Source organism: Pseudophaeobacter profundi (assembly GCF_029697505.1).
GTDB lineage: Bacteria > Pseudomonadota > Alphaproteobacteria > Rhodobacterales > Rhodobacteraceae > Pseudophaeobacter > Pseudophaeobacter profundi.
Genome location: NZ_JARJEF010000005.1, coordinates 77,862 through 101,808, shown reverse-complemented (window position 1 = coordinate 101,808; position 23,947 = coordinate 77,862). Strand labels below are relative to the sequence as shown.

The 23,947-nt window shown below is 55.3% G+C and carries 27 protein-coding genes; 12 read left to right on the top strand and 15 right to left on the bottom strand.

Going from position 1 to position 23,947, the window contains the following annotated elements:
* Window positions 1-13: 13 nt before the first annotated feature.
* The 4 genes from P2081_RS10240 to P2081_RS10225 are packed head-to-tail and all read right to left on the bottom strand — an operon-like array spanning window position 14 to window position 3,759.
* On the bottom strand, window positions 14-637 hold the full coding sequence (locus tag P2081_RS10240) for a hypothetical protein (RefSeq protein WP_278922770.1): 624 nt from the start codon (window positions 635-637) through the stop codon (window positions 14-16).
* Window positions 634-1,806 carry a restriction endonuclease subunit S gene (locus tag P2081_RS10235; protein ID WP_278922769.1) on the bottom strand — a complete coding sequence of 391 codons (1,173 nt, stop codon included), beginning with the start codon at window positions 1,804-1,806 and terminating at the stop codon, window positions 634-636. The genes P2081_RS10240 and P2081_RS10235 overlap by 4 nt, the downstream gene beginning before the upstream one ends.
* Window positions 1,796-3,304, bottom strand: coding sequence for a type I restriction-modification system subunit M (locus P2081_RS10230; protein ID WP_278922768.1), 1,509 nt, complete (start codon window positions 3,302-3,304; stop codon window positions 1,796-1,798). The genes P2081_RS10235 and P2081_RS10230 overlap by 11 nt, the downstream gene beginning before the upstream one ends.
* Entirely contained in the window at window positions 3,301-3,759 is a 459-nt protein-coding gene (locus tag P2081_RS10225) for a helix-turn-helix domain-containing protein (RefSeq protein ID WP_278922767.1), read from the bottom strand. The genes P2081_RS10230 and P2081_RS10225 overlap by 4 nt, the downstream gene beginning before the upstream one ends.
* Before the next feature lie 89 nt (window positions 3,760-3,848).
* On the opposite strand from P2081_RS10225, the gene P2081_RS10220 reads away from it, so the two are divergent.
* Window positions 3,849-4,067: a helix-turn-helix domain-containing protein gene (locus P2081_RS10220; RefSeq protein ID WP_278922766.1), complete on the top strand. Its 219-nt coding sequence runs from the start codon at window positions 3,849-3,851 to the stop codon at window positions 4,065-4,067.
* Between the two features lie 85 nt (window positions 4,068-4,152).
* The gene (locus tag P2081_RS10215) at window positions 4,153-4,467 is read left to right on the top strand and encodes a hypothetical protein (RefSeq protein ID WP_278922765.1); all 315 of its coding nucleotides are present in this window, start codon (window positions 4,153-4,155) and stop codon (window positions 4,465-4,467) included.
* 4 nt (window positions 4,468-4,471) lie between these two features.
* On the opposite strand, the gene P2081_RS10210 is transcribed toward P2081_RS10215, so the two are convergent.
* On the bottom strand, window positions 4,472-4,639 hold the full coding sequence (locus P2081_RS10210; RefSeq protein WP_263763922.1) for a hypothetical protein: 168 nt from the start codon (window positions 4,637-4,639) through the stop codon (window positions 4,472-4,474).
* Between the two features lie 162 nt (window positions 4,640-4,801).
* Here P2081_RS10210 and P2081_RS10205 point away from each other — a divergent pair, with 162 nt between their 5' ends.
* From P2081_RS10205 to P2081_RS10185, 5 genes are all read left to right on the top strand, one after another.
* Window positions 4,802-6,022, top strand: coding sequence for a hypothetical protein (locus P2081_RS10205; protein WP_278922764.1), 1,221 nt, complete (start codon window positions 4,802-4,804; stop codon window positions 6,020-6,022).
* 230 nt (window positions 6,023-6,252) lie between these two features.
* On the top strand, window positions 6,253-6,657 hold the full coding sequence (locus tag P2081_RS10200; RefSeq protein WP_278922763.1) for a hypothetical protein: 405 nt from the start codon (window positions 6,253-6,255) through the stop codon (window positions 6,655-6,657).
* A gap of 265 nt (window positions 6,658-6,922) precedes the next feature.
* Window positions 6,923-7,558, top strand: a complete 636-nt coding sequence (locus P2081_RS10195; protein WP_278922903.1) for a recombinase family protein — start codon at window positions 6,923-6,925, stop codon at window positions 7,556-7,558.
* 147 nt (window positions 7,559-7,705) lie between these two features.
* Entirely contained in the window at window positions 7,706-8,296 is a 591-nt protein-coding gene (locus P2081_RS10190; protein WP_278922762.1) for a DUF6932 family protein, read from the top strand.
* The gene (locus P2081_RS10185; protein WP_278922761.1) at window positions 8,289-9,236 is read left to right on the top strand and encodes an ABC transporter C-terminal domain-containing protein; all 948 of its coding nucleotides are present in this window, start codon (window positions 8,289-8,291) and stop codon (window positions 9,234-9,236) included. The genes P2081_RS10190 and P2081_RS10185 overlap by 8 nt, the downstream gene beginning before the upstream one ends.
* Window positions 9,237-9,468: 232 nt before the next feature.
* Here the strand turns inward: P2081_RS10185 and P2081_RS10180 are convergent, their stop codons facing one another.
* The 8 genes from P2081_RS10180 to P2081_RS10145 form a co-directional block, all read right to left on the bottom strand.
* Entirely contained in the window at window positions 9,469-11,034 is a 1,566-nt protein-coding gene (locus P2081_RS10180) for a site-specific integrase (RefSeq protein ID WP_278922760.1), read from the bottom strand.
* Window positions 11,035-11,343: 309 nt separating this feature from the next.
* Window positions 11,344-11,757, bottom strand: a complete 414-nt coding sequence (locus P2081_RS10175; protein WP_278922759.1) for a globin family protein — start codon at window positions 11,755-11,757, stop codon at window positions 11,344-11,346.
* A 113-nt stretch (window positions 11,758-11,870) separates the two neighbouring features.
* Window positions 11,871-12,470: a TetR/AcrR family transcriptional regulator gene (locus P2081_RS10170; protein WP_278922758.1), complete on the bottom strand. Its 600-nt coding sequence runs from the start codon at window positions 12,468-12,470 to the stop codon at window positions 11,871-11,873.
* A gap of 236 nt (window positions 12,471-12,706) precedes the next feature.
* Complete coding sequence (locus P2081_RS10165; protein ID WP_278922757.1) at window positions 12,707-13,177, bottom strand: Hsp20 family protein; 471 nt, start codon at window positions 13,175-13,177, stop codon at window positions 12,707-12,709.
* Window positions 13,178-13,319: 142 nt separating this feature from the next.
* Entirely contained in the window at window positions 13,320-14,171 is an 852-nt protein-coding gene (locus P2081_RS10160) for a trypsin-like serine peptidase (protein WP_438826533.1), read from the bottom strand.
* A 121-nt stretch (window positions 14,172-14,292) separates the two neighbouring features.
* Entirely contained in the window at window positions 14,293-15,615 is a 1,323-nt protein-coding gene (glcF, locus tag P2081_RS10155) for a glycolate oxidase subunit GlcF (RefSeq protein WP_278922756.1), read from the bottom strand.
* A 3-nt stretch (window positions 15,616-15,618) separates the two neighbouring features.
* Window positions 15,619-16,758 carry an FAD-binding protein gene (locus tag P2081_RS10150; RefSeq protein ID WP_278922755.1) on the bottom strand — a complete coding sequence of 380 codons (1,140 nt, stop codon included), beginning with the start codon at window positions 16,756-16,758 and terminating at the stop codon, window positions 15,619-15,621.
* 15 nt (window positions 16,759-16,773) lie between these two features.
* Window positions 16,774-18,222 carry an FAD-linked oxidase C-terminal domain-containing protein gene (locus tag P2081_RS10145; protein WP_278922754.1) on the bottom strand — a complete coding sequence of 483 codons (1,449 nt, stop codon included), beginning with the start codon at window positions 18,220-18,222 and terminating at the stop codon, window positions 16,774-16,776.
* A gap of 177 nt (window positions 18,223-18,399) precedes the next feature.
* Between P2081_RS10145 and P2081_RS10140 the strand changes: the two genes are divergently transcribed.
* A complete protein-coding gene (locus tag P2081_RS10140; RefSeq protein ID WP_278922753.1) occupies window positions 18,400-18,768 on the top strand; it encodes a hypothetical protein in 369 nt (122 codons plus the stop codon).
* Window positions 18,769-18,927: 159 nt separating this feature from the next.
* Window positions 18,928-19,377, top strand: coding sequence for a ribose 5-phosphate isomerase B (gene rpiB, locus P2081_RS10135; protein WP_278922752.1), 450 nt, complete (start codon window positions 18,928-18,930; stop codon window positions 19,375-19,377).
* Between the two features lie 45 nt (window positions 19,378-19,422).
* Here the strand turns inward: rpiB and rlmH are convergent, their stop codons facing one another.
* Both rlmH and rsfS read right to left on the bottom strand, forming a co-directional pair.
* The gene (gene rlmH / locus P2081_RS10130) at window positions 19,423-19,893 is read right to left on the bottom strand and encodes a 23S rRNA (pseudouridine(1915)-N(3))-methyltransferase RlmH (protein ID WP_278922751.1); all 471 of its coding nucleotides are present in this window, start codon (window positions 19,891-19,893) and stop codon (window positions 19,423-19,425) included.
* A 170-nt stretch (window positions 19,894-20,063) separates the two neighbouring features.
* Window positions 20,064-20,480, bottom strand: coding sequence for a ribosome silencing factor (gene rsfS / locus P2081_RS10125; RefSeq protein WP_232403400.1), 417 nt, complete (start codon window positions 20,478-20,480; stop codon window positions 20,064-20,066).
* Window positions 20,481-20,890: 410 nt separating this feature from the next.
* Here rsfS and leuC point away from each other — a divergent pair, with 410 nt between their 5' ends.
* The 3 genes from leuC to leuD are packed head-to-tail and all read left to right on the top strand — an operon-like array spanning window position 20,891 to window position 23,705.
* Window positions 20,891-22,297, top strand: coding sequence for a 3-isopropylmalate dehydratase large subunit (gene leuC / locus P2081_RS10120; RefSeq protein ID WP_278922750.1), 1,407 nt, complete (start codon window positions 20,891-20,893; stop codon window positions 22,295-22,297).
* Window positions 22,297-23,052: a hypothetical protein gene (locus tag P2081_RS10115; RefSeq protein ID WP_278922749.1), complete on the top strand. Its 756-nt coding sequence runs from the start codon at window positions 22,297-22,299 to the stop codon at window positions 23,050-23,052. Before leuC ends, P2081_RS10115 begins: the two co-directional genes overlap by 1 nt.
* 47 nt (window positions 23,053-23,099) lie before the next feature.
* A complete protein-coding gene (leuD, locus tag P2081_RS10110) occupies window positions 23,100-23,705 on the top strand; it encodes a 3-isopropylmalate dehydratase small subunit (protein WP_278922748.1) in 606 nt (201 codons plus the stop codon).
* The last annotated feature ends 242 nt before the right edge of the window (window positions 23,706-23,947 follow it).

The window sequence follows — 23,947 nt, the reverse complement described above, 5'->3', positions numbered from 1 at the left end:
GTATCCAGAAAAATTAAAGAACAAAAACACGTTTGTGGTCACTTGTATCGATCACTTCAATTGCATCGAATGGCACCACGGTTGTCAGACGAAACCCGAGTTGAGCACATACAGCACTGTTTGGATCATCTCGCATCCGATCTAACAACGGGACCGCTTCGCCCTTCTCGCTCATCACCATATCTGCCGGTACAGGTGGCAACTTCAGGACAACCGGACGGGGTTCTAGGCTGATAAATTCTTTGATCTCAGGGAATTCAGCCAATCCATCACGAACGGCATCAACCCCACGATCATCGGCAACATCCAGCAATGTCGGCACGAACGACATAAGCTCTGGGGCGTTCAGGGCGTAATCAGCAGCTTTATGAAACCCGCCCGCAACATACACATCGCCGTATTCAAAATTCATTCCACCTGCACCACCTTTGGCCGCAGCTTTGATCGGCATAAGTCTAAGGTAGTCAGGATGCGCAAAGTCGGTTTCATCGACATCAACGAGCGGTAACGCCCATTGGATGAAATCCATGACACGCCAATCCTGCATGACATTCCGCCCACCAAGCCCGTGTTCTTCAATCTTAGGCAATAAATGTGCCGATGTTCCGTGCCAAAGTGTGAGGGGAAAAAGCGTCATACTACCACCCGCCGCTTGCCCGTGAGCAGTTGCTGCATCAGGGCCTTCTTCTCGGTGCGGAGTTTGGTGATTTGTTGCTCCAAGTCGGTTACGTCTCGATCTGCGAGGCCAACTGCTTCGGCAATACGTTCCTGCTCAGAGAGGGACGGTAATTCCAACGGTATTTTGAGCATGTCACCTTTGTTCAACTTGGAACGGGTTCCAGAGTTAATGAAACCGAGAATATTTCGATTTACCAAAGCATAGTAGAGCCACTCGGTCTGCACCTGTTCGCCCGCTCTCAAGATATGTGCGTGATTATTCACCCACGCCTTGCCATAGGACAAGCTGGCAATTGGACGTGTGGCAAATTCGTCAAAATACCCACCATCTTCGGCCAGTAACACTAGAGGTTCGTCAAAGATGTAGTCATTCACATAACCCACAATTCCATTCGCACCCCAGTATGGAATGTCGCCCTGCATTTCATTGCGTTGGCTTGAGTTTAGGGGGACACGCTTGTTGTCGAGACATTGCACAACATCCCCCAACCGCACTTCTTTCCATGGCTGGCCTTCGAACTCGGAGAAGCGGCGTTTTCCTGTGAGGAGTTGCTGCATTAGGGCGCGTTTTTGGGTGCGGGCGTTGCTCAGCAGGGCCTCGGTCTTTTCAATGGCCTGATCCCACGTCGAGAGGATATCCGCGATCTTCCGTTGTTCGGGGAGTGGGGGAACCATCAAGAGAAACTTCGAGCAATCGGGAACTCGAATGTGTGCCACTGTTCCACCGGCACTATCGGCATGGTATTGGCGAGTGAGGCTTGGGCCGATCATCGACTGGTATAAAAACCGCTGATCCATCAGTGCATCATCTGCCCGATACACCATTGTTCGTTGACCTAAGAACATTCCGTCAGCGTTTCGAAGCTGGCCAACCTCCCCGACAGGGGCTTCACGAGTTAAGATTATGTCACCATCCCGAAGTGCGCCACGGCGCGTCCAAGTGCGGTAGGTTTCTTCAGTGACATAACGGACACTTTCAGTGTCGACTCGCCCATGTCGAACGTTGGTAGTACGAATCATTTTGTAGGGTGTCGGTTGATCAACGACAGGTGCCGTTTTGTTCACACAATCTACAATTGCTGCGCAAACGTCACCAATCTGCTTACGTTCCCACCCCTCAGGAGCCATATCCAAGCTCCTGCAAATACCCCGCCATGCGGGTTTCCAACTCGGCCAGTTCGTCCTTCAACTGCACCCGTTCGGCCCGCACCGCCATCAGGTCGATCTCTTCCTCTTCCTCAAAGGTATCCACATATCGTGGTATGTTCAGGTTGAAGTCATTCTCTGCGATTTCGGCCATCGTTGCACGATAGGCGTATTTGTCCACCGATGTGCGATCCGTGAATGTCTGCATGATCTTGTCGATGTTGGACGGTTCCAGCGCGTTCTGGTTGGTACCAGATGCAAACTCTCGGCTGGCATCGATGAACAGCACGGAGTCGTCCGCCTTCTGTTTGCGAAACACCAGCAACGCGGCAGGGATACCAGTCCCAAAGAACAGTTTTTCGGGCAGACCGATCACCGCATCCAGCAGGTTCTCTTCAATCAGCTTCTGACGGATTTTCCCCTCGGTCGATCCACGGAACAGAACACCATGAGGAACGACGACCACAGCGCGGCCCGTCTTGGGTTTCAGCGTCTCGATCATATGCAGGATGAATGCATAGTCGCCCTTGGTCTTGGGCGGGATACCACGACGGAAGCGCCCGAATGTATCAGCCTCAGCGGTCGCAGTCCCCCATTTGTCGAGAGAGAACGGCGGGTTGGCGACGACCACATCGAAGTGCCGCAGCGCATCTTCCTTCACCCGTAGCTTCGGGTTGCGGATGGTATCACCCCAGAGGACTTCGTGGTTTTCTTCGCCGTGCAGGAACAGGTTCATCTTGGCCAAGGCCCATGTGGAGCCGATGGATTCCTGACCGTAGAGGGCGTAACGTTTGGTCCCCGTCTTGTTCCTGATCTGACGCCCGCATTTCATCAGTAGGGACGCAGACCCGCAGGTGGGGTCGCAGATGTCATCGCCTTCCTGAGGGTCAGCCAGACGCGCCATCAGGTCGGACACTTCGGGTGGTGTATAGAACTCGCCAGCCGTTTTGCCCGCTGTGGCCGCGAAGTGCTTGATCAGATATTCATAGGCCCCGCCGATGATGTCCAACTGCCCCACACGGGATGGACGCAGATCAAGCGCGGGCTTGGCGAAGTCCTCTAGCAGGTGGCGCAGCAGGTCGTTTTTCTGTTCCTCATCCCCCAGCTTGGTGCTGTTGAAGTGGATGTCTTGGAACACCTGATCCAGCTTGTTGCCGTTGGCCTCTTGGATGGCATGGAGGGCCTTGTCGATGCGTTCACCGTTACCAGCCTCATGGCGACGCTTGTGCAGCGTGTGGAAGCTGGCATCGGGTGGTAGCACGAACGACTCCTGCTGCATCATCGCAGCGACCAGTTCTGGGCTGTCAGGGTGTTCCGCCTGATACGTGGCGAGATGGTCTTTCCAAACATCAGAGATGTATTTCAGGAAGAGCATGGTGAGAACGTAGTCTTTGTAGATCGATGGATCGACCACACCACGGAAGGTATCACACGCCGACCACGCCGCATTGTTGATTTCGGATTGGGAAACTTGGGTCATTTATGTGCTGCCTGTTTGAATAAGAGAGCGATCAAGCCTTGGTATTGGGAGGGATCGAATGGGTTCGACTTAACCTCGGTCGGCTGGTTGGCTTCCTGTTGTAGGATTTCGACAACGGCCTCCCCTACCAGTTCTGGGGCAGGACGCGCATCGAGAGCTTGTGCCTGTTGTTCCACCATGGCCACGACTTCTGCAATACGGCGGTAGTGAGCATGGTGTGCGGGTAGCGCGTCATCACCTTGAAGAAGCTTTCGGGGATCAACGCCGTACAGGTCTGCCAATTCAAACAGACGTTCGGCACTTACAGTTTTGGATTTATGCTCCAGTCGCCAAATCTGTACACGACTGACACCCAAGGCTTTAGCGGCATCATCCATACTCATATCAGACCGCTCCCGAGCCGTTCGGATGCGGTCAAAAAGATGTTTCGTTGAATCGCTTGAAAGTTTGGCCATTTCATATCGTGTAACGATTTGGAAGAAAATGCAACAAACATGTAAATTACCTGTGACGAATCATTTGTTACATGATAGGTAACGACCTTATGACACTCAAGGATTACCTCGATCAGAACAAACTTAGCCTGAAAGCCTTCGGTGACCGCTGCGGCGTTAGTGCTCCGACGGTACTGAGGGCGAGAGATGGTATTAACATTCCATCCCGCAGAACGCTTCGGGCAATCGTCGACGCCACGAACGGGGCTGTCAGCATACAGGAATTGGTCAAGGTAGATCACGACACCGATGCGGCGCAGCAAAAGTGAAAACTGGTGAACGATAACATAAGCCGTAGCACTACGTTTGGCGGGTGCCCTGAAAAAAGACAATAATTCACACTGGGAGACACAAATGAAAATCATTCAAATCACGGCATGTTTGGCCTTGTTCGGCACCACGGCTCTTGCTGACAGTGATCCAAAATACAAAGACCCAAACGTCATTTTGCATGATCTGCGAGAACTGGCAGCCACCTGTGCCGCCATGAGCGATAATCAGACCAACGAAGAAATTTTCGGGATCACTTTCTCCCGAGTGGGTAATAAATGCCAGTACGCCAACGGGGAATTGGATGATAACGTCCGAGCCTTTCTCGAAGACCAAAAGCTGGATTGGGCTGGTGTCAGTGGGCACGATGGACTTTGGGTTATTGTTGATGGAAACTGAACGGTCATCCCTGACCTTCATCACCATCTTCATCATACTCACATGCATAATATTCACGAATGCAGTCGGATAGGATCGCACCACAGAATCTTTGTTCAACCTGACGAAGATGCAAAAGGATATCCCAAGCTTCTGTATCAACACCTTTGACTGTAACCTTTTTTCTATCCATCTCGCGTCCTCCGATTGTCTAACTGTATTTAGCACCAGGGGTCATCCCGATGGGCACAGTCATTCTGGACCGTATTTATTTTGCTTAACGTGAGCATTTCGGCGGGCGATTTACCTAGATACCTTTACGGGCCTCATTTTGTTGGTCCGAAAGGAACAAATAATGTCGAGATTATCAAAGAAGACACTTCAGAAAAGACGCCGGAGTGAAAGTATTCATAGTGGCACGGTATACCAACAAAAGGTTGCCATTCTTGAACACTTACAGCAGGCGCTTACACCTGAAAATGCGCGGTGGATTCAGCCGATCCTAAACCGAGTTGGCCGATGCAAACCAGCCTATAGATGCAACTCAAAGCACTGCCCCACTTGCTCTAACGCAAAACAATCCAAAGCAGTCAGAAAGAAAACCAAACAGTTGAAACCACTGGGCAAAGCCCAAGCAACAACCACCAGTGCAAAATCTAAAGAATATCGTGTACGCGGCGGGCAACGTATGATGGGCCCGTTTGAGGGCTTGCCTATAGCGATGCTACATAGCTTCACGGTTAATCTATGCCTTGTCTCTTTCGACGGTGATCTCAAGGAAACCAAAGAGCGGTATCATTTGAAGCTACGGAAAGTGTTAAACAAATTGTCCCATGGAGCCATTGCACGAGGAAAATTTGATATTGTATCAAAATATGCTGATGATCTGCCATCGGAGTTTCCAGATATCGATCTCCCCTTTGGCGTTTCCAACGCTGCATTACCTCACACTCGGCACGTGATGCTCCATATCCATTTTTTGCTGTTCGATCCGTGGATGACGCGAGTAGAGCTACGGAACCTCTTTGCCAAAGAGTTTCCTGGCAGCAATAGGGTTTGTGCACGTCGCACCAGAGATCATACTGTGTTGGAGTGCGGCACCATGGTAGGTGGCGCTCAGGGGTATCTAGAATACATGTGCATGGAGAAAGTTGAATTGCCCTTCGGAGATCAATCTGCTGACGCTGCTTTAGAATTCGTCCAGATCGATAGCACTTGGGACAGAAGAAACCGGAATTTCGCTTTTGGAAAATCTATCTCAGTCAGCGGTATAGTCATCGACCAAGATCGTGTGAAATACCTCGAGCGAGAAAACCGATTGCAATGGATCAAGAAGAACTGGTCAAAGTTGAGTTATGCTGAGAAGTTCATTCATCAGTGGATGTCCAACGGTATAGATATCTTGGCTGGTATCAAATCCCTGCCAAATTACCGCGCTCAGTTCATGGACAAGTTCAGTGCAGTCTTGCTCTTACATTGTAACTGGGTAAGGTTGAATTTCTTTGAAGTAATTGATTTCGTTGGCTTCATGAGTGCGTCAGACTCAAAGTTGGCCCTGTTAGAACCACCAGACTAGCGACTAGAGAAGACCTTTCTAGACTTGCTCAAAATTGGAATAAAATATCTCATCTCCCCGCTAAAAACGCAGGTTAATTGAGCATCAACGCCAAAACACGCTGTAAGTAAATGCAGCGAACGGAGAGCGTGTGTGTTACATAATCCAGACCTGCACTTGTTGGCCTAACATCGGTTCTTTTGCGCTGCATTCATAAATACAGTTGAACTAACATCAACTTGGAGACAGCGATGCCACGCAAACATCAGCCAATAATCACAGACATCGAACCCACCAAAGCCGAACGTCAAAAACTACGGGAGGAGATATCTCGTGAGAACAAGACGCGCGATGCTTCTGGATTAACACCGTTCAATGAAGCGGAAACGTTTGACCGACGCGCCGCAAAGCTGGCTGACGATAAGTTTGAAGAACTGTTGGAACCATATCTGGTTGCAGCGTACGAAATCTACACTGGTAGCCCTGGTGTGGCTAATAGGCTCAAGCAACACATTGACGTATACCAACACGCTGAAAAGGCATTGTTCGACGATACAGGGCTGCGTCGGCCAAATCCAAAGCCGTTCAACATGGTGAAATTCCTGAGCATGTATTTTGGTGAAGAGCTTCCAGTTACATCTCGACGGAACTGCTGACTGCAATATCGGCACCCCGATGGTAACGTGTCCGAATAGTGTATACCCAAGTCGGACCGATGTGATCGACCGCGTGGTGTTCGAATTGGCTATTCAACAACCCAATTCACTAGCCGCATAATCTCGGACACTCTAATCGGTCATGTCCGTACAAGTATACCTATACGTAACGACCGAAGCCAACCGTAACGATGTCCGCAAGACTTGACTCCACCATACGGACACCCCTATATACGGACACCATGTTAACGGACTTACTGGAGAGATTTTGACAACCATATTTTATGCACGTGTCTCGACGCGAGATCAGACGTTGGAACACCAAGTCACTCAAGCAGAAGCAGCGGGGTTCATAATTGACGAAGTCGTAGCTGACCACGGTGTGTCTGGTGTGAAGCACAGACTGCGTGATCGCGCTGAAGGACGCAGGCTTTATGACAAACTGCGTTCAGGTGACACGCTTGTACTGCGATGGTTGGATCGACTGGGGCGTAATTATGATGATGTGACTGATGCAGTCAGACATTTCATTCGGCAAGGCGTCATCATCAGAACAGTTATCAACGACATGACCTTTGATGGTTCTACAACGGACCCAGTGCAGCAAGCCGTAAGAGATGCCATGATCGCGTTCCTTGCTGCCACTGCGCAGGCGCAGGCTGAGGCAACAAGGGTGGCACAGCAGGCTGGCATCGAGCTTGCAAAGAAAAAGGGGGATCGGTTTCGTGGGCGCAAACCATCGTATGATCGCGCGACATTCGACTTGGCTACGAGTCTGCTGGGGCTTGGGAACGGGCCTAGCGTTGTATCAAAGCAAACTGGATTGTCACGCCAAACGCTGATCCGCATTCGTGATGAGCCTGCGGCGGCGGCGGCGGCAATGGAACGATGGGGGCTTTGATGATCATGGCCGAAAGACATCCAGTTAATCAAATCCCGTTCTTCGTTTATTGACCTGTGGATAGGCTGTTTCTGAGCAGACCCGTAGAGGGTTGGACAACTCTGGCATTCGCAGGCATGGTGAAACAAACTTGTCTGGAAGTTGTGTATGATTATTCCACCATTCGCCGCGTCAGGCGCGTTACCACCATTTATTGATGCAAGCCCGACCGACCCGGCCAAACGGTCCCCTTATCAGACCGATATGTTTCAGTTGGTGGAAAGATTTTGCACATCCCCCCATCGGGCAAAACTCATCTTGGGCCTGAACGCCTACCGCAAACATCTTTTCAATGGTGGCTTTGTGTCGGGCCATCAATGGGTGGACGGTAGCTTTGTTGAGGACGTGGAGGCCACTAGAAGGAGGCCACCCAGTGACATTGATGTTGTTACGTTGTTCAACCGCCCCATAAAATACCAAGGCAGTGACGCATCTTGGGCCGCAGCATACCAGACCGCCCTGCATTGGAACTTTTTCGAAACCAAGAACATGAAACCAGTATACAGTTGCGACACATTTTCGATTGATCTGGACGCTGATGCCACATCACTCGTCAGCGCGACGATGTATTGGGGTGGCTTGTTCACCGACATCAGAGGGTCAACCGAAAAGAAAGGTATTGTGAGCATACCACTAGCGAACGACCCAATGGAGTTTGTTGCTGTGACCAATGCGATAGGAGGTAAGTTCAATGTCTAGTCTTCAAGAAATCGCTGATCTTCGCCGCCAAAAGTCCGAGCTTCAGGCAAGAATTTCCGAAGCGTCAGGTTCATCTGACATTGTGGCCATGATGAATTATCAGTCACGCTTCGATATCATTTCTGATGAACTCGATGAAGCTGAGCGCCAAGACGCTCAGATCGCAGAGGTTTCTGTCCTATTCGATGGGCGACCCGTGATCGGAACATCTGCCATTGACGCTGGCTTTGCTGCACAAGCTTTGCTGCACTTTCAGGGCATTGTAACACGCCTGTATGCTGCAAGCATGAAGGGTCAGCTAAGCAGCAAGGGTAAGATAAAAGGTTCTGACATGGCGCAACTGAACCTGCGCGGCTTGGCGACGGGTTCGTTCGGGTTTGTTCTTGAAGAAAAGGAAGCCCGACAGGCAAGCGTCATGAAGACCCCGTTGCGTGAGGCGATGGAAGAAGCTGCGGACCTGTTCGAAGAGTTTGCGCAGGTTGATGATGATGAATTTCTTGTAGATGTGGACGACATCAACCCGCGTGTTTTCAACGAACTTGCCAAGTTTTTCCGTCACCTTGAAAAGAATGAAGCAACGTTGAAGGCAAACTTCCCCGACAAGGCGTATTCATTCGATAGAGCCGCAGTGAATCGTGCTTACAAGCGAATTTCGGATAGCAACGTCAACATTGCAAAAGAAGTTTGGACAGGCACCTTGGTCGGGCTGTCACCAATCAAGCGGACATTTGATTTCCGAAAACGTGGTGAAGAAACCATCATGTCTGGCAAGTTCAGTCATCAGATCAGTCAGGATTATCTCGAACGTATCGAAGGCCGCGATGGTATCACGCTGGGAGATACGTTCCGAGCTACCATCGAAAAGGGAACACTTCGCAAGCCAGATGGCACCATCAGCGTCTCATTCACGGTTATCGATCTCGTGGATGTCAGCGACTAACCGCATTGACGGACGTGGCTGGTAGCTCTTTGCGGCACCACCAGCGTGAGTTTGATCTTAGGGTTTTGACCAAATTGGTGTTCCCGTCCCAGCACCACCAGGAAACTGCCAACCCATATGTGTAACCGAGTTGATTACAGCACAGGCCAGTTCTGCGACATGAGCCTGTGTTTGCTGCAAGAATGCTACATCCACAGCCGTATCGAACACCCCCCGTATTCAGACAGTAGGCTTATCCACCAATACAATCCATTTTATTGACCCACTCCAACTGGTTGTCCAAGTCTTCAAAGTGAAACCTATAGCGTTTGGCAGAAGATGACTTCGAGTCGGACTTATGACCCATGATCGCATTGCGCATTGTTTCCGACATCCCAACCCTGACAGATTCCCCTGCCCAACTATGCCGCAAACTGTAGAGCACTTTTTGCGGATCAGCCGTTATTTGAGCGCGGAAATGTTTGCTCCAATCGGCCCCAATAGGGGTGGCGTAGCGGCCCTTTTCTGACATTGGTTCGAACGATGGGAACAACAATCCTGAATTGCTGACTTGGAGCACTTGCTCCATGTGTTCGGACAATCTTGGAAGTAAGGTATTGTGGATCGGTACGCCGCGTACAGATTCTTCATTTTTTAGTTTCCGATCAGATGCCTCAAGCTCATCAGTCTCGTTAGTGATCATAATGCCCATACGATCCAAATCCACATCATCAAGCCGAAGCTGACATACCTCCTCTGGTCTAGCCCCCGTCCAGACAAGCATATGTAACGCAGTGATCGAGTCTGTCATGCGTGACATCTGGGTTCGATGGGACTGGTAGCGTCGCGTGGTCCAAGCATTCGTCGCCAAATCAATCAACTTTCGCACCTCTGGCTTTGAGAAGGGCTTATAAGTCTGGTCACCTTGGGGGCGCGTATCCTTGGGGGCTTTGATGGACTTGCCAACATTGTAATCAACAGCATCGACCGTAGTTGCGAACTGCAAGATAGCGACCAGCTTGTCTAGGCGTTGCTTTACTGTGGTTGGAGCCAAGGGTCGGTTTCTAAATCTAATCGTACCCAGATATTCCAAGTATTCTGATACGTGGCGTTTCGTAATGCTGGCCACAGGAAGATCGCCATGCAACGCTATGAACTCTTCGATTGCCCGCTTATGACCATCCTTCGTTGATTGACGTGGCTGATACTGCTGGTGCATCTTCGGAAGAATTGTACGTAGCGTATCACCCTTTGGTGGTGCCAATTTATCAAGTTTGAGTTGAGCCTTCCTAAGTCGAAACCTCGCGAGTTCTTTGTCATCGCGTTCCTCAGCAAATTTAAACGACTGTCGCAGCTTTGAGAATTTGGTCTGCTGCCAAAACTCAGGGCCTGTCATAGCGAAATAACCTTCGGCCTCGGCTTGCTTCAGAAAATCAGGATCATTGCTTCCTGCAATCTTGTAAGCCTTAACGAGCTTACCATTTCGGTAAAACTCGAATGGCGGCACTTGTTTGTTGACCGGCAGGTTTTCGGGACTGAAGTCCAGCTTCACGCTTAGAGTATCATCAACCGGATTATGCTCTGAAGTTACGATGTCATCGAAATTCTCGATTGTCATCATCTTGTTGTGCTTGTGCGCCAAAGTGCCTGCCTCAGCCTTTCGACCCGCGTCCGTCGCAGCTTCCAACTTGATATTCCATTCCGTCTTGCCTTCAAAAAACGAACGGAACTTAACCGGTATGACACGGCGATAATAATAGCTCTTGCCACGTCGCTTTATATAGTTGGCATTACCGCTTCGTGGCGCAAACTGAGACATGTACCAGACCCCTTATTGGGACAACTTACACCCACTATTGGAACAACGAACAAACCCACAAAGTAGAAAGTGACTGCTCTTGTCAAGATTTTAACGATAAGTATCATGTATTTAAATGTTATCTCCTTGTGATCGCATTCGTCGCTGAGACTACAGAGAAAAATGAAATACATCTGCATGGCTGTGTGAACGACCTGCCAACAGGCAGTACCCAAGTCAGACAAGTGGCGGGCTCCAGTAGGTTTTCTGGGGCCCGCAGCGACAGCCCGGCCCGGTTTTCCGCTGCAGGATAGACCCTAGATGAAACATTCAGTGTTCTAGGCTTCTATCCGCCAGAACCAACCCCGTGATCCGGGTAATTGCCGCCCGCCAGACTTCGCGTTGGGAGGGAGCAAGATCACCCCCCAGCACATCGTCAAAGGCCGCCATCATCGCATCGATCGCCAGTTCCGCTTCCCGTGTACCAAGGTCAAAACGTGCATGAGTCTTGGCCAGGGTATCGCCTGCGTGAATCAGACTCTTGTGGTCGGAAACGCCTTTAAGGCAATAGGTCAACATCGAGGCAAACATCTCTTTTTGCTTGGTAAAATCCCCGACGAACATCGCTTCAGCCTCTGGCATCCGGGCAAAAAGATGAACATAGAAACGATCCGCAAATTCCGCCTTGCGCCCATAGATCGCCGCGAAACCCGCCTGCATCTCTTCAATGTCCTTCGGATCCATCCTCTGGCCTCTTAGTTGCAATTCTTAAAGATTGACCCCAACTAAATCTTTATTGGACACTTCAGACAAGTGGTAAAATTGATCGCGCTCCCCTTAAAGCTGTGCTGGATGTCTCATAGTCTGGCCGCGAGCAAAGCCTGAATTTGGACTGGGGAAATGTCACACAGCTGATCAACCACCTCCGGTCCAAACCTATGCGCCAGCCCGGCCTGCGCCGCCGGGAACAGGCAGGCACCGCCCAATAGCTGCAGGGCCGTGGCCAGAGCCTGCGCAAAGCTGCTGGCCTTGAAGCGCTCTGTTGCCTGGATCACCGCAATCAGTGGCTCAAGGAAATCCTGCAGGGGCAGCGGTTCGGCAGCGTCCCCGGATCCGGCCGCCCGCTCTTCAATCAGCACCCGCAGCAACAGCGACGGCAGCCAGGGATCCTGCACCGCTCTTGCGGTCAGCGCGGCAAAGAAACTGTCAAGCTGCTGTTCGGCGGGTTGCCCGTCCTGCATGGCTGAAAACAGCATCTGCAACAAATCCTGGCCCAGCTGATCCAGCACCGCGCAATATAGCAGCGCCTTTGAACCAAAGTAGTGCAGCAGGGCCTGCTTGCTGACCCCGACATCCTCGGCAACTGCTGCCAGACTGGTACCATGATAGCCCCGTTCGGCCAGCCTGATGCTGGCCACCTGTAGCAACCGGGTACGGGTTTGGGCAACAGCAGGCATGGACGTTTCTCCTGAAGGGACAATCAGTTCCTAGCATGGAGCCCGATACTTACCAAATGGTAAGTTGAGGCGCTTACCGTTTGGTAAGTTCTTGTTCAGCTTACCGGTGGGGATGCCCAAAAAGGGCGCACAAACACACATAGCCCCAGGTCAAAAGTTGACCTGGGGCTATGCACGGTCTGTTCAGGCCCCTGGAGAAAGCCAACAAACAGAACGGGGTTCGGCGCGGCGAGGTATTAGTTCACAGACTGCGCTTCGGCTTCGATCGAGGCTTGCTTGGGGCCTGTCGTGCTGATCTCGATACGCCGGGGCTTAGAGGCCTCGGGCACTTCGCGGTGCAGATCAATGTGCAGCATGCCATCGGCATGGCTGGCCCCGGTCACGCGCACATGGTCAGCGAGGGTGTAGCGACGTTCAAAGGCGCGGGTGGCGATGCCGCGATGCAAAAAACTGCGGCTTTCGTCTTCTTCCCCTTTGCGGGCCGACACCACCAGGGCATTTTCCTTCACCTCAACGGAGAGGTCATCATCGCTAAAACCGGCGACAGCGATGGAGATCCGATAGCTGTCATCGTCAGTTTTTTCGATGTTGTAGGGGGGGTAGCTGGGTTGGCTGACATCATTGGTCAGGGCGCGATCCATCAGATCGGCGATCTGATCAAAGCCAATGGTTGCGCGGTTCAGCGGTGCAAAATCTAGTCTACGCATGTTTATATCCTCAGATATGAGCGACATTCATAAGCCCTCCCAGTGGGACGGGCGGCTGCAGTCGGGGCCCCATCTTGGCGACCCTGACACTAGATGAAATATGCCTGCCCAACCCGATTTCAAGGGGCCTGCGCACCGGGTTTTATCCGCCGGGGCGGATGAATTTGGCGCCACCAGTTGGCCGCGCACCGCCAACCTGCACACGGCCCACGCCGGTCGGCAGGCGACTGCCAATCCGAGCAGAGGAAAACTGGGCGCGCAGCAATTGCAGTTCTTCTGCCAGCGCCGCCCCCAGAGACACCCGCTTGCCGTCGACCTCGGCCTTGGCAGAGACCACGGAGACGATGCGCGGCTTGCCGCCTTCAAAGGAAAAGACCGGGGCACCGGAAGAGCCAAAATCAACATCGCAAGACATGATCAGCACCCCGTCCTGCCGCGCCATCACAGTACAGAGCTCCTGGATCGAGGGCGCTTCGGAGCGGTCATGCGCATATGACACCACCCCGACATCAGCGCCCCTGCGCGGACGGCTATCCGTCTGAAATGGAATCACCGTGGTATTGCGGATTGGGCGCTGCAACTGCAACAGGGCAATATCCTTGCGCACCCGGTCGGTCGAAACCTCGCCATCAAAGATGTAATCGGGGTGCACCACTGCCCGCGCCACCGTGCGATAGGCCGACGCCCGGCCATTGCGCCAGCCCGCCAGAAACTCGATGGTCTCTGGCTTCATCCGGGTGCCACTGCGCGCGTCATACAGGCAATGGGCCGCCGTCAGCACCAGATCCGGTGCAATCAGCGCGCCGGTGCAAAAGCCTTCGCCATCGACATCCAGTCGCCCGACGGCCTCCCAGCCGCGCCCGGCGTCAGAGGTTTCCATGGGTTGCAAACGGCTGTCCTTGGCCCCTGCCGCATAGGGGAAAGCCACCACAAGGCCAAGCACCAGCCCAAGCACCCCTGCACCAAACCGCAATCCCTGCACATCTGCCTCCATCGTCAGTTGCCCGCATGTTTACCCGCAGGCTCCGGCAAAAATACGGCAAGCGGGCGCAAATGACAGCCCGATGGAAAAATAAACCGTGATGCCACCGAAGTGTTGCCATGGAACCCGCAGACTAGCGCAGGATGGGCACCCCGGCATTGGGCCGCGACTCGGCGCTCAGCGCCGGGGGCTGTGGGCCACCTGTCGCCCAATCCAGCAATTCCACCGTATGCACAATGGGCAGTTCCGTCGCAGAGCCAATTTGCATCATGCAGCCAATATTGCCCGCCGCAATCAAATCCGGCGACTTGGCCTCCAGCGTTTTAACCTTGCGCGCCTTCAACTCGCCCGAGATTTCGGGCTGCATCAGGTTATAGGTACCAGCAGAGCCGCAACACAGATGGCTGTCAGCAGGTTCAACCACCTTGAAGCCCGCACGTTTCAACAGGGTCTTGGGGTGGGTCTTGATCTGCTGCCCATGCTGCAGCGAGCAGGCGGCGTGATAGGCAACGGTAAGATCCTTGTCGCTACCCGTCGGTAGGTCCAGTTGCATCAGCAGCTCTGATATATCCATGGCGCGCTGCGACACCTGCGCCGCTTCGGCAGCGAGAGGGCCATTGCGGAACATATGGCCATAGTCCTTGACCGTGGTGCCACAGCCCGAGGTATTGATCACAATCGCATCCAGACCTTTGTCGGCGATTTCGGCACTCCAGGCGCGAATATTCTTGGCGGCGGTGGCGTGGCTCTCGTCTTCGCGGCCCATATGATGGGTCAGCGCGCCGCAACACCCCGCGCCCTCGGCCACCACAACTTCGCAGCCGAGCCGGGTCAGCAGACGAATGGTGGCATCGTTAATGTCGGTGTTCAGCGCCTTCTGCGCGCAGCCTGTCATCAGCGCCACCCGCTTTTTGTGCGGACTTTGTGGCGCAAAGCTTTGCGGATCATCATTGCGGCTGACCGGGGGGATCTGCCTTGGCACCATCTCCAGCATCGCCTTCAGACGCGGATCCGGCATCAATGGTTTGAACGGGCTGGCGATCTTGGCCGCCAACAAGGCCAGACGGAAGCGGTTTGGATAGGGCAGGATGCGGGCCAGCACCGCCCGCAGCAGCCGATCCATCAAAGGGCGTTGGTAGTTCTTGTCGATATAGGCGCGAGCGTGATCCACCAAATGCATGTAGTGCACCCCCGACGGGCAGGTGGTCATGCAGGCCAGGCAGCTCAGGCAGCGGTCAATATGCTTGACCGTCTTGGCATCCGGCACCCGGTTGTTTTCCAGCATGTCCTTGATCAGATAGATCCGGCCTCGCGGGCTGTCCAATTCATCGCCCAGCACCTGGTAGGTCGGGCAGGTGGCGGTGCAGAACCCACAATGCACACAGGCGCGCAGGATCTCGTTCGAGCGCGCAACACTTGGGTCTTTCAGCTGATCTTCGGTGAATGTCGTCTGCATAATCTATCCCATACGCCCAGGTGTCATCGGGTCTGTATCCATAAGGCCCGGGTTCAACAGGCCACGCGGATCAAACCGCCGCCGCAGCCCCTTGGAAATTTCTTCCAGCGGTCTGGCCTGCGGCTGAAACCGCCCCAGCGCCGCCAGAGTTTCGCCACTGCCGCGCACCAGGGTGGCATGGCCCGCAACCCCGGCCTGCGCCATGCGGGTCCGCAGGTCTGCGCCCTCTGGTGTCAGGGCCCAGATCAGCCCACCGCCCCAATCAAACTGCAGGGCTTCGGCCCCCAGCTGCGGGGCAAGACGCGGCGCATCCGAGGGCTTGACCGAAATCCGCCAAACGTCGCCGGTACGGCCCACGAAGGCCGCAGCAGAGCCAATATATTTCCAGAGCGCCTCGGAGCTTTGCCGGGTCTCTGCAGTGCCAAAACGCGCCAGATCGGCCGTCAGCTTTTCCTGGCGATAGGCAACAGACGGCGCAAAGCCTTCCAGCCGGATATGCACCAGCCCCACCGCCGGATCATAGGCGGCCCCGGTCACATCAAAGGGAGAGCCCAGCGCCGCTGACATCGCCTGAACCGCCACGGCCAAATCCGCCACGGCCAGGCTCACCGTGACGCTGGCCTCGGGAATCGGCAGCACCTTCAGCGAAACCTCGCTCAACACGCCAAGGGTGCCATGCGCCCCAGCCATCAACTTCACCAGATCATAGCCAGTGACGTTTTTCATCACCCGGCCACCATTCTTGATCACCTGGCCGCTGCCATCGACAAAGCGTACGCCCAGCAGGTAATCCCGCGCAGCCCCGCCCTGGATACGCCGGGGGCCAGAGCTGTTGACCGCAAAGGCCCCGCCAATTGTTGGCGTGCCACTGTCTCCCAGGAGACTACGCATATCCATTGGCTCAAACGCCATGCGCTGACCCTCGCTGGCCAGCAGGGTCTCGATTTCGGCCAGAGGTGTTCCGGCCTTGGCCACCAGCGTCAAAGAGCCGGGCTCATACAGCTCAATCCCGCTGAGGCCCTGGGTTGTCAGGGCATCACCTGCAACCGCGCAGCCGCGGGTGCCCCCACCAATGATATGAAGCGGTGCCTGGGCTGCCGTGATGCATTCGGCCAGCTCGGCCTCGCTCTGAGGGGTCAACATCTTGTTCATATCCAGTTATTCCGCCGCCAGCGCCGCACGACGCCGATCTTCGCTGATCGACAAGGGAAAGACCTTTGCAGGGTTCAGCAGCCATTTGGGATCAAAGACATCCTTGACCATCAACTGCGCCTCCAGGTCGCGGGGGCTATACTGATACAGCATCAGATCACGTTTCTCGATGCCAACACCGTGTTCACCCGTCAGGCAGCCGCCAACATCCACACAGAGCTTCAGGACCTCGGCGCCAAACTCTTCGCAAAGTTCCAGATCACCAGGTTTGTTGGCATCGAACAGGATCAGCGGGTGCATATTGCCGTCACCCGCGTGAAAGACATTGGCCACGGCCAGGCCGTATTGCTGCGACAATTCGCCGATGCGGCGCAGCACCAACGGCAAAGAGCCCACCGGGATGGTGCCATCCAGGCACATGTAATCGTTGATCTGCCCCATGGCACCAAAGGCGGATTTACGCCCCAGCCAGATGCGCGCCGCTTCATCCGCATCGCTGGCTTCGCGCAGCTCTACCGGGTTGTGCCGCTGGGCGATTTCTACAATCAGGCGCAGCTGATGGGCGATCTCAGCTTCGCTGCCTTCGACCTCGATGATCAACAGCGCCTCGCACATCGGGTAACCCGCCTTGGCAAAGGCCTCGCAGGCCTCGATACAGGGGCGGTCCATGAATTCAATCGCCACCGGCAGCACGCCCGCCTTGATGATATCGCTGACGCAGGTGCCGGCCACCTCATTGCTGTCAAAGCCGATCAGAACGGGCCGTGCCCCTTCGGGTTTGCGCAGGATGCGCAGGGTGGCCTCGGTTACCACGCCCAGCTGGCCTTCGCTGCCACAGATCACACCAAGCAGATCCAGCCCCGCCGCATCCAGATGCGCGCCGCCAATTTCCACCACAGTGCCGTCCATCATCACAAGGGTGACGCCCAGCAGGTTGTTGGTAGTGACGCCGTATTTAAGACAATGGGCCCCGCCAGAGTTCATCGCGATATTGCCGGCAATGGCACAGGCCAGCTGGCTTGACGGATCGGGCGCATAAAAGAAGTCTGCTTCCTCGACCGCGCCCGAGACGCTGAGATTGGTACGCCCCGACTGCACCCGGATCACCCGATCCTCGTAATCCGTTTCCAGCACCGCATTCATCCGCGCCACCCCCAGAATCACGCTATCCGCCGTCGGCAGCGCCCCCCCCGCCAGAGAGGTTCCGGCCCCGCGCGGCACCACCGGAACACCTTCCTCATGGCAGATCCGCAAGATATCCGAGACCTCTTGCGTGCTGCGTGGCAGCACCACCAACAACGGTGGGCAGCGATAGGCCGCCAGCCCGTCACATTCGTAGGCGCGGGTTTCACGCGGATCCTGGATCAGGGCATCCCCCGGCAGCACCGCCGCCAATCGCGCAACAAGATGCGCCTTGCGGGCCAGAATGGCGGGATCTGGGGGGGGCATCTCCATGGGGCTCTCCTTTGGGGTTACCGATCGGCGTGGCATTTGGTAAAAATATATTACCAATTCACCTCAGGTGGCAAGCGTGAAGTTGCCAGCCCCCAGATTTCCCCATGGGATGCCGCAATCGCCCCGGCACACGCCATCGTGACTTCCCGCCAGTCACAGTGCCGCTAGGCTGACCGCATGCCATACCACAGCCCTCCCCTGTCTGCCTGCCTGTTCGCTTGCCTCTGGGCGCTGCCCACGCTGGCAGATTCCCCAAAGATAGAGGCGGTCGATGCGCAACGCACAGGTGCGACCTGGCGATTTGCCGTCACACTATCACATCCCGATACTGGCTGGGGGCACTACGCAGATGGCTGGCGCGTGCTGGACATGCAGGGCACGGAACTGGGCCTGCGCCCCCTCGCCCACCCGCATGAACACGAACAGCCCTTCACCAGATCGCTGGGCAATGTCACCCTGCCAAAGGGCACCACGCAGGTGCAAATCCAGGCACGCTGCCTGCTGGATGGGTGGGCGCAGGAAACCGTTGTCGTCCGACTAGAGTGACCCAGAGCCACCCCCATGGTGCGGCCAGCGGATGGGTGACCCACCTTGCGGCCCATGCTATCCTGTGCCACAGGGCATCGCGACACGCTGCCTCTAGGGCCGGGCCGTTGTGGCCCTGCGCCCAAGACCATGCCACCACAGGACACGGGAACCGCCTCAATGACTGCCAAACCGCGCATCGTTCTTTCCAGCGACCATGCTGACATTCCGCTCCGACAGGCCATTGCCGACCATATTGCGCAGCAGGGCTGGGAGGTCATCGACATCGGCCCAACCACGCCGGAAAGCACCGACTACCCGATTCACGGCCGGGCTGCCGCCGAACGCGTTGCTTCGGGAGATTGCCAGCTGGGCATCCTTGTCTGTGGCACCGGCCAGGGCATCATGATGGCGGCCAACAAGGTTGCAGGCATCCGCTGCGGCGTCTGTGCCGATACCTTTTCAGCCCGCATGATCCGCCAGCACAACGACGCCAATATGCTGTCGCTTGGCGCGCGTGTTGTCGGCAAGGGGCTGGCGCTGGACATTGTCGATGCGTTTCTTGCGGCAGAATTCGAAGGCGGCCGCCACGCCACCCGCATGGAAATGATCGAACCCTCCGAGGGCTGACAATGCCTGCGCACCCTGGCATTGCCACAGCGCGCATCAGCCCTGTCAGCTGCGATGATAGGGGCTGCCTGACAGGATGGTGGCGGCGCGGTAAATCTGTTCCGCCAGCATTACCCGCACCAGCATATGCGGCCAGACCATCTTGCCAAAAGAGATCGAAAAATCAGCCTCGGCCCGCAGCGTAGGGTCAATGCCATCGGCACCGCCGATGATCAGCGCCAGATCTTGCCGCCCGGTATCGCGCCAATCACCCAGACGCTTGGCAAAATCAGGCGAGCTCATAAGCTTGCCCCGTTCATCCAAAGTACAGATCACCGCGCCCTTGGGCAGGGCCTTGCGCAGCAGGCTGGCTTCGGCCCCCATGCCGGCGTTTTTCTTGTCCTCGACCTCTATCAGGCGCGCAGGCCCCAGACCCAGCGCCCGACCGGTACGGTCAAAGCGGCTGAGATAGTCGTCAATCAGGGATTTTTCGGGACCAGCGCGCAACCGTCCAACCGCGCAGATGTGAAGACGCATCAGAAAAGCCCCCCTGTTCGGCCCTGCCCTCGCGCCGCCTGCCCCAACTATGCGCCCGGCCCGAAACGTCGCCCGATGGACCGTCTGGACATGATCGCAGCACAAAGAAAAGAGATGGCGCCGAAAGGTCAGGCGCCACCACATTGCATGGAATCAGACCTTTGGCCTGTCTAAGCCTCACCCTGGCCTGGGGTCATACCCGACTGCCAGAGCTTTTCGATCTGGTAGAATTCGCGCACTTCCGGGCGGAACAGGTGAACAATCACGTCACCGGTATCAAGCAGCACCCAGTCGCCAGTATCGCGGCCTTCGATCTTGCTAAGGATGCCATATTCATGCTTCAGCCGGTCAGCCAGCTTTTCGGAAATTGCGGCCACCTGACGGCTGGAACGACCGGTGGCAATCACCATGAAATCGGCAATCGCAGTCTTGCCGCGCAGATCGATCTGCACAACATCTTCGGCCTTGTCTTCGTCAAGGGAGCTCAGGATCCGCTCCAGCAACTCCACATTGGTTGGGCGGCTCTTGGCAGCACTCTCGGCTGCCTCGCTATCAGCGGCAGGGGCCGCGTGAGGTTCGGTCGACAGAACACTGTCCTCCAGTAAGGCGCGCCGACCCTCCCCCGGCGCTGGGGATATGCTAAAAATAGCAATTCCCGCGCCGCATTTCAATGAAAGCAGCAACGGGACTCGAATCATCGATACTCTCTGCCTGATCTGCGCCGCCGCCGAAAGAGGGAAGGCACCATATTTACAAGGTTTCGAAAGGAAAGATTGGCAGATTGTGCCGATCGCACCCTGCCTGCCCTTGATCGCACGCCCGCCCCCCTGTATCTGACCTGCATGACCCTCGTATTGGCCCAGAATATCGAATTGCAAGATCGCGCTCGCCTGCGCGAGCGATTCTATGGCGCCGCCCGCACGGTCCTGGCACGCCTATAATCGGCAGCCCACGCCCTACGCCAGCTATACCCACCTGAAAATACGGGAGAGGACACATGTCCCCCAAAACGCTTTATGACAAGATCTGGGATGCGCATGTCGCGCATGAAGCAGAGGATGGCACCTGCCTTCTTTATATCGACCGCCACCTGGTCCACGAAGTGACCAGCCCGCAGGCCTTTGAGGGCCTGCGTCTGGCGGGCCGCACCGTGCATGCGCCGGACAAGACCATCGCGGTGCCCGATCACAACGTGCCCACAACCGAGGGCCGCAACGATCCTGCACAGATGACTGCAGAAAGCCGCATCCAGGTCGAAGCCCTGGATAAGAACGCCCGCGAATTTGGCGTGCATTATTACCCTGTGTCAGATGTCCGTCAGGGCATCGTGCATATCGTCGGCCCCGAACAGGGCTGGACCCTGCCCGGCATGACCGTGGTCTGTGGTGACAGCCACACCGCCACCCATGGGGCCTTTGGTGCCCTGGCGCATGGCATCGGCACATCCGAGGTGGAACATGTTCTGGCGACCCAGACGCTGATCCAGAAAAAGTCGCTCAATATGAAGGTGGAAATCACCGGCAAGCTGAAGCCCGGCGTCACCGCCAAGGACATCACTCTCGCAGTGATCGGTGAGACCGGCACCGGCGGCGGCACCGGCTATGTCATCGAATACTGCGGCGAAGCGATCCGCGATCTGTCGATGGAAGGTCGCATGACCGTCTGCAACATGGCCATCGAAGGCGGTGCCCGTGCCGGCCTTATTGCGCCAGACGAAACCACCTATGCCTACGTCAATGGCCGCCCCCATGCGCCCAAAGGTGCCCAATGGGAAGCCGCTCTGAACTGGTGGAAAACTCTTTTCACCGATGAAGGCGCACATTTTGACAAGGTCGTCACTCTGCGCGGCGAAGACATCCAGCCGGTTGTGACCTGGGGCACCTCGCCCGAGGACGTTCTGCCGATCACAGGCGTTGTCCCCCACCCCGAAGACTTCAAGGGTGGCAAGATTGAAGCGGCGCGCCGCGCGATCGAATATATGGGCCTGACCCCCGGTCAGAAACTCACCGATATTGAAATCGACACCGTGTTCATCGGCTCTTGCACCAATGGCCGGATCGAAGACCTGCGCGCCGTAGCCGAAGTGGTCAAAGGCAAAAAGATCAAGGATGGCATGCGCGCCATGATCGTTCCCGGCTCTGGCCTGGTGCGGGCGCAGGCCGAGGAAGAAGGCCTGGCCGAGATTTTTGAACAGGCCGGTTTTGAATGGCGCCTTGCGGGCTGTTCCATGTGTCTGGCGATGAACCCGGATCAGTTGTCGGAAGGTGAGCGCTGCGCCGCCACATCCAACCGCAACTTTGAGGGCCGTCAAGGCTACAAGGGACGCACCCATCTGGTATCGCCCGCCATGGCTGCAGCCGCAGCACTGACAGGAAAGCTGACAGATATTCGTGAGCTGATGTAATGTTGCCAATCGAGGTGATCTTTACTGATGGCAGGCTGCGGGTGTCTCATTGTCGCCGGAATTCTGGCGCCACTGGGCAAACCCTCATTTCCTTCACCAGTATTGGTCACCATCTCGGTGGCATTGAGGTCCAAAAGCCAGAATTCTTTGCTGCAGGCACGGGCTATGACGACATTCTTTTTGTCGATGATTTGCAGAAATCCTGGGGAAGCAAGATCAACTTTGATCTGCTTCTCCGGGAAATCGCTCCGTTCACGACAGGCAAAAAGGTAGATACGCTGGGCAATTCCATGGGCGGCTTTCTCGCCTTCCTTGCTCCGCGCTTCTTTGATGTCCGCCATGCTGTGGCCTTTGTTCCTCAAATCGACACGAATTTTTCCGCGCTCCCCTGGGAAGGGCGCTTGGACAATTACCTGCCGGGCTTACGTCGCTGGGATTACAGCTGCGTTGCTGGGCATCTGGTCGATCAGACAAAATATATTGCCTTCACCGGGACAGTAGCACAGGACATCAAACATCTCGACCTGCTGCCACAAAGCGACAACATCGAGATTTTTCAGCTCCCAATCGAAAAACACATCATACCTCGCATCCTAAAAGCACACGGACTGTTGGACACTCTGGTAAGATCGGCTTTGTCTGGCACCATCACACCAGACTGGTTCCAGGACGAGATAATTCGCCTACTCCTATCTCGGCCCAGGATCGACCCAGAGAGCCTTCAACGCCCAAGTGCCTTTATTCCTTCAACCTAAAAATTGCGCCGTCGCCGACTGCACGCGCAAAAACCGCAGGACTGAAAATGGAAAAGTTTCAAAAACTCACCGGCATCGCCGCACCTATGCCTTTGGTCAACATCGACACCGACATGATTATTCCCAAGGTGTTTCTGAAAAGCATTCAGCGCACCGGCTTTGGCAAGAATCTATTCGATGAGATGCGCTACAATCGTGATGGATCGGAAATTCCCGATTTCGTGCTGAACAAACCGCAGTATCGCAACGCAGAAATCCTCGTTGCAGGTGACAACTTCGGCTGCGGCTCTTCGCGCGAACACGCCCCTTGGGCAATTGCGGATTTTGGTATCAAATGTGTGGTCTCTACCTCCTTCGCCGATATCTTCTTCAGCAACTGCTTCAAGAACGGCATCCTGCCGATCGTTCTGCCACAAGAGCAGGTCGACCTGCTGATGGCAGATGCGGAGCGCGGCGAAAACGCCCGCATGACGGTTGATCTGGAAGCCCAGGAAATCACCACCTCCGATGGTGAAGTCATCAAGTTTGACGTCGACGCCTTTAAAAAGCAGTGCCTGCTGGAAGGCCTGGATGACATCGGCCAGACCCTGCAAAAGCAGGCGGCAGTCCAGAGCTATGAAGGCAAGATGGCCCAGGAACGCCCCTGGGTCTAAGGGCGGCAAGCAGGCACCGGGCCTAATGAACCGGTCCTGCCCCCCTGCCCCGACAACACAGGCCAAACCCGCCCCAGTATTCTGGGGCGGGTTTTTTGCGCCAAGCCGCTCCCGCCGTCAGCGCGCCTGATCCCAATCCCAGCTGATGTTTCCACCCTATTCAGGCAAATTTGACACAAAGCTGCCGCATTTCACCACCGCCGCCAGCCGCGCCAATGGGCTTGGTTATGACGGCACAACAG

Excerpts from the sequence above, each read along its gene's own strand:
- P2081_RS10240 (WP_278922770.1), bottom strand. The coding sequence starts at position 637 with ATGACGCTTTTTCCCCTCACACTTTGGCACGGAACATCGGCACATTTA.
- P2081_RS10235 (WP_278922769.1), bottom strand. The coding sequence starts at position 1,806 with ATGGCTCCTGAGGGGTGGGAACGTAAGCAGATTGGTGACGTTTGCGCA.
- P2081_RS10230 (WP_278922768.1), bottom strand. The coding sequence starts at position 3,304 with ATGACCCAAGTTTCCCAATCCGAAATCAACAATGCGGCGTGGTCGGCG.
- P2081_RS10225 (WP_278922767.1), bottom strand. The coding sequence starts at position 3,759 with ATGGCCAAACTTTCAAGCGATTCAACGAAACATCTTTTTGACCGCATC.
- P2081_RS10220 (WP_278922766.1), top strand. The coding sequence starts at position 3,849 with ATGACACTCAAGGATTACCTCGATCAGAACAAACTTAGCCTGAAAGCC.
- P2081_RS10215 (WP_278922765.1), top strand. The coding sequence starts at position 4,153 with ATGAAAATCATTCAAATCACGGCATGTTTGGCCTTGTTCGGCACCACG.
- P2081_RS10210 (WP_263763922.1), bottom strand. The coding sequence starts at position 4,639 with ATGGATAGAAAAAAGGTTACAGTCAAAGGTGTTGATACAGAAGCTTGG.
- P2081_RS10205 (WP_278922764.1), top strand. The coding sequence starts at position 4,802 with ATGTCGAGATTATCAAAGAAGACACTTCAGAAAAGACGCCGGAGTGAA.
- P2081_RS10200 (WP_278922763.1), top strand. The coding sequence starts at position 6,253 with ATGCCACGCAAACATCAGCCAATAATCACAGACATCGAACCCACCAAA.
- P2081_RS10190 (WP_278922762.1), top strand. The coding sequence starts at position 7,706 with ATGATTATTCCACCATTCGCCGCGTCAGGCGCGTTACCACCATTTATT.
- P2081_RS10185 (WP_278922761.1), top strand. The coding sequence starts at position 8,289 with ATGTCTAGTCTTCAAGAAATCGCTGATCTTCGCCGCCAAAAGTCCGAG.
- P2081_RS10180 (WP_278922760.1), bottom strand. The coding sequence starts at position 11,034 with ATGTCTCAGTTTGCGCCACGAAGCGGTAATGCCAACTATATAAAGCGA.
- P2081_RS10175 (WP_278922759.1), bottom strand. The coding sequence starts at position 11,757 with ATGGATCCGAAGGACATTGAAGAGATGCAGGCGGGTTTCGCGGCGATC.
- P2081_RS10170 (WP_278922758.1), bottom strand. The coding sequence starts at position 12,470 with ATGCCTGCTGTTGCCCAAACCCGTACCCGGTTGCTACAGGTGGCCAGC.
- P2081_RS10165 (WP_278922757.1), bottom strand. The coding sequence starts at position 13,177 with ATGCGTAGACTAGATTTTGCACCGCTGAACCGCGCAACCATTGGCTTT.
- P2081_RS10160 (WP_438826533.1), bottom strand. The coding sequence starts at position 14,171 with ATGGAGGCAGATGTGCAGGGATTGCGGTTTGGTGCAGGGGTGCTTGGG.
- glcF (WP_278922756.1), bottom strand. The coding sequence starts at position 15,615 with ATGCAGACGACATTCACCGAAGATCAGCTGAAAGACCCAAGTGTTGCG.
- P2081_RS10150 (WP_278922755.1), bottom strand. The coding sequence starts at position 16,758 with ATGTTGACCCCTCAGAGCGAGGCCGAGCTGGCCGAATGCATCACGGCA.
- P2081_RS10145 (WP_278922754.1), bottom strand. The coding sequence starts at position 18,222 with ATGGAGATGCCCCCCCCAGATCCCGCCATTCTGGCCCGCAAGGCGCAT.
- P2081_RS10140 (WP_278922753.1), top strand. The coding sequence starts at position 18,400 with ATGCCATACCACAGCCCTCCCCTGTCTGCCTGCCTGTTCGCTTGCCTC.
- rpiB (WP_278922752.1), top strand. The coding sequence starts at position 18,928 with ATGACTGCCAAACCGCGCATCGTTCTTTCCAGCGACCATGCTGACATT.
- rlmH (WP_278922751.1), bottom strand. The coding sequence starts at position 19,893 with ATGCGTCTTCACATCTGCGCGGTTGGACGGTTGCGCGCTGGTCCCGAA.
- leuC (WP_278922750.1), top strand. The coding sequence starts at position 20,891 with ATGTCCCCCAAAACGCTTTATGACAAGATCTGGGATGCGCATGTCGCG.
- P2081_RS10115 (WP_278922749.1), top strand. The coding sequence starts at position 22,297 with ATGTTGCCAATCGAGGTGATCTTTACTGATGGCAGGCTGCGGGTGTCT.
- leuD (WP_278922748.1), top strand. The coding sequence starts at position 23,100 with ATGGAAAAGTTTCAAAAACTCACCGGCATCGCCGCACCTATGCCTTTG.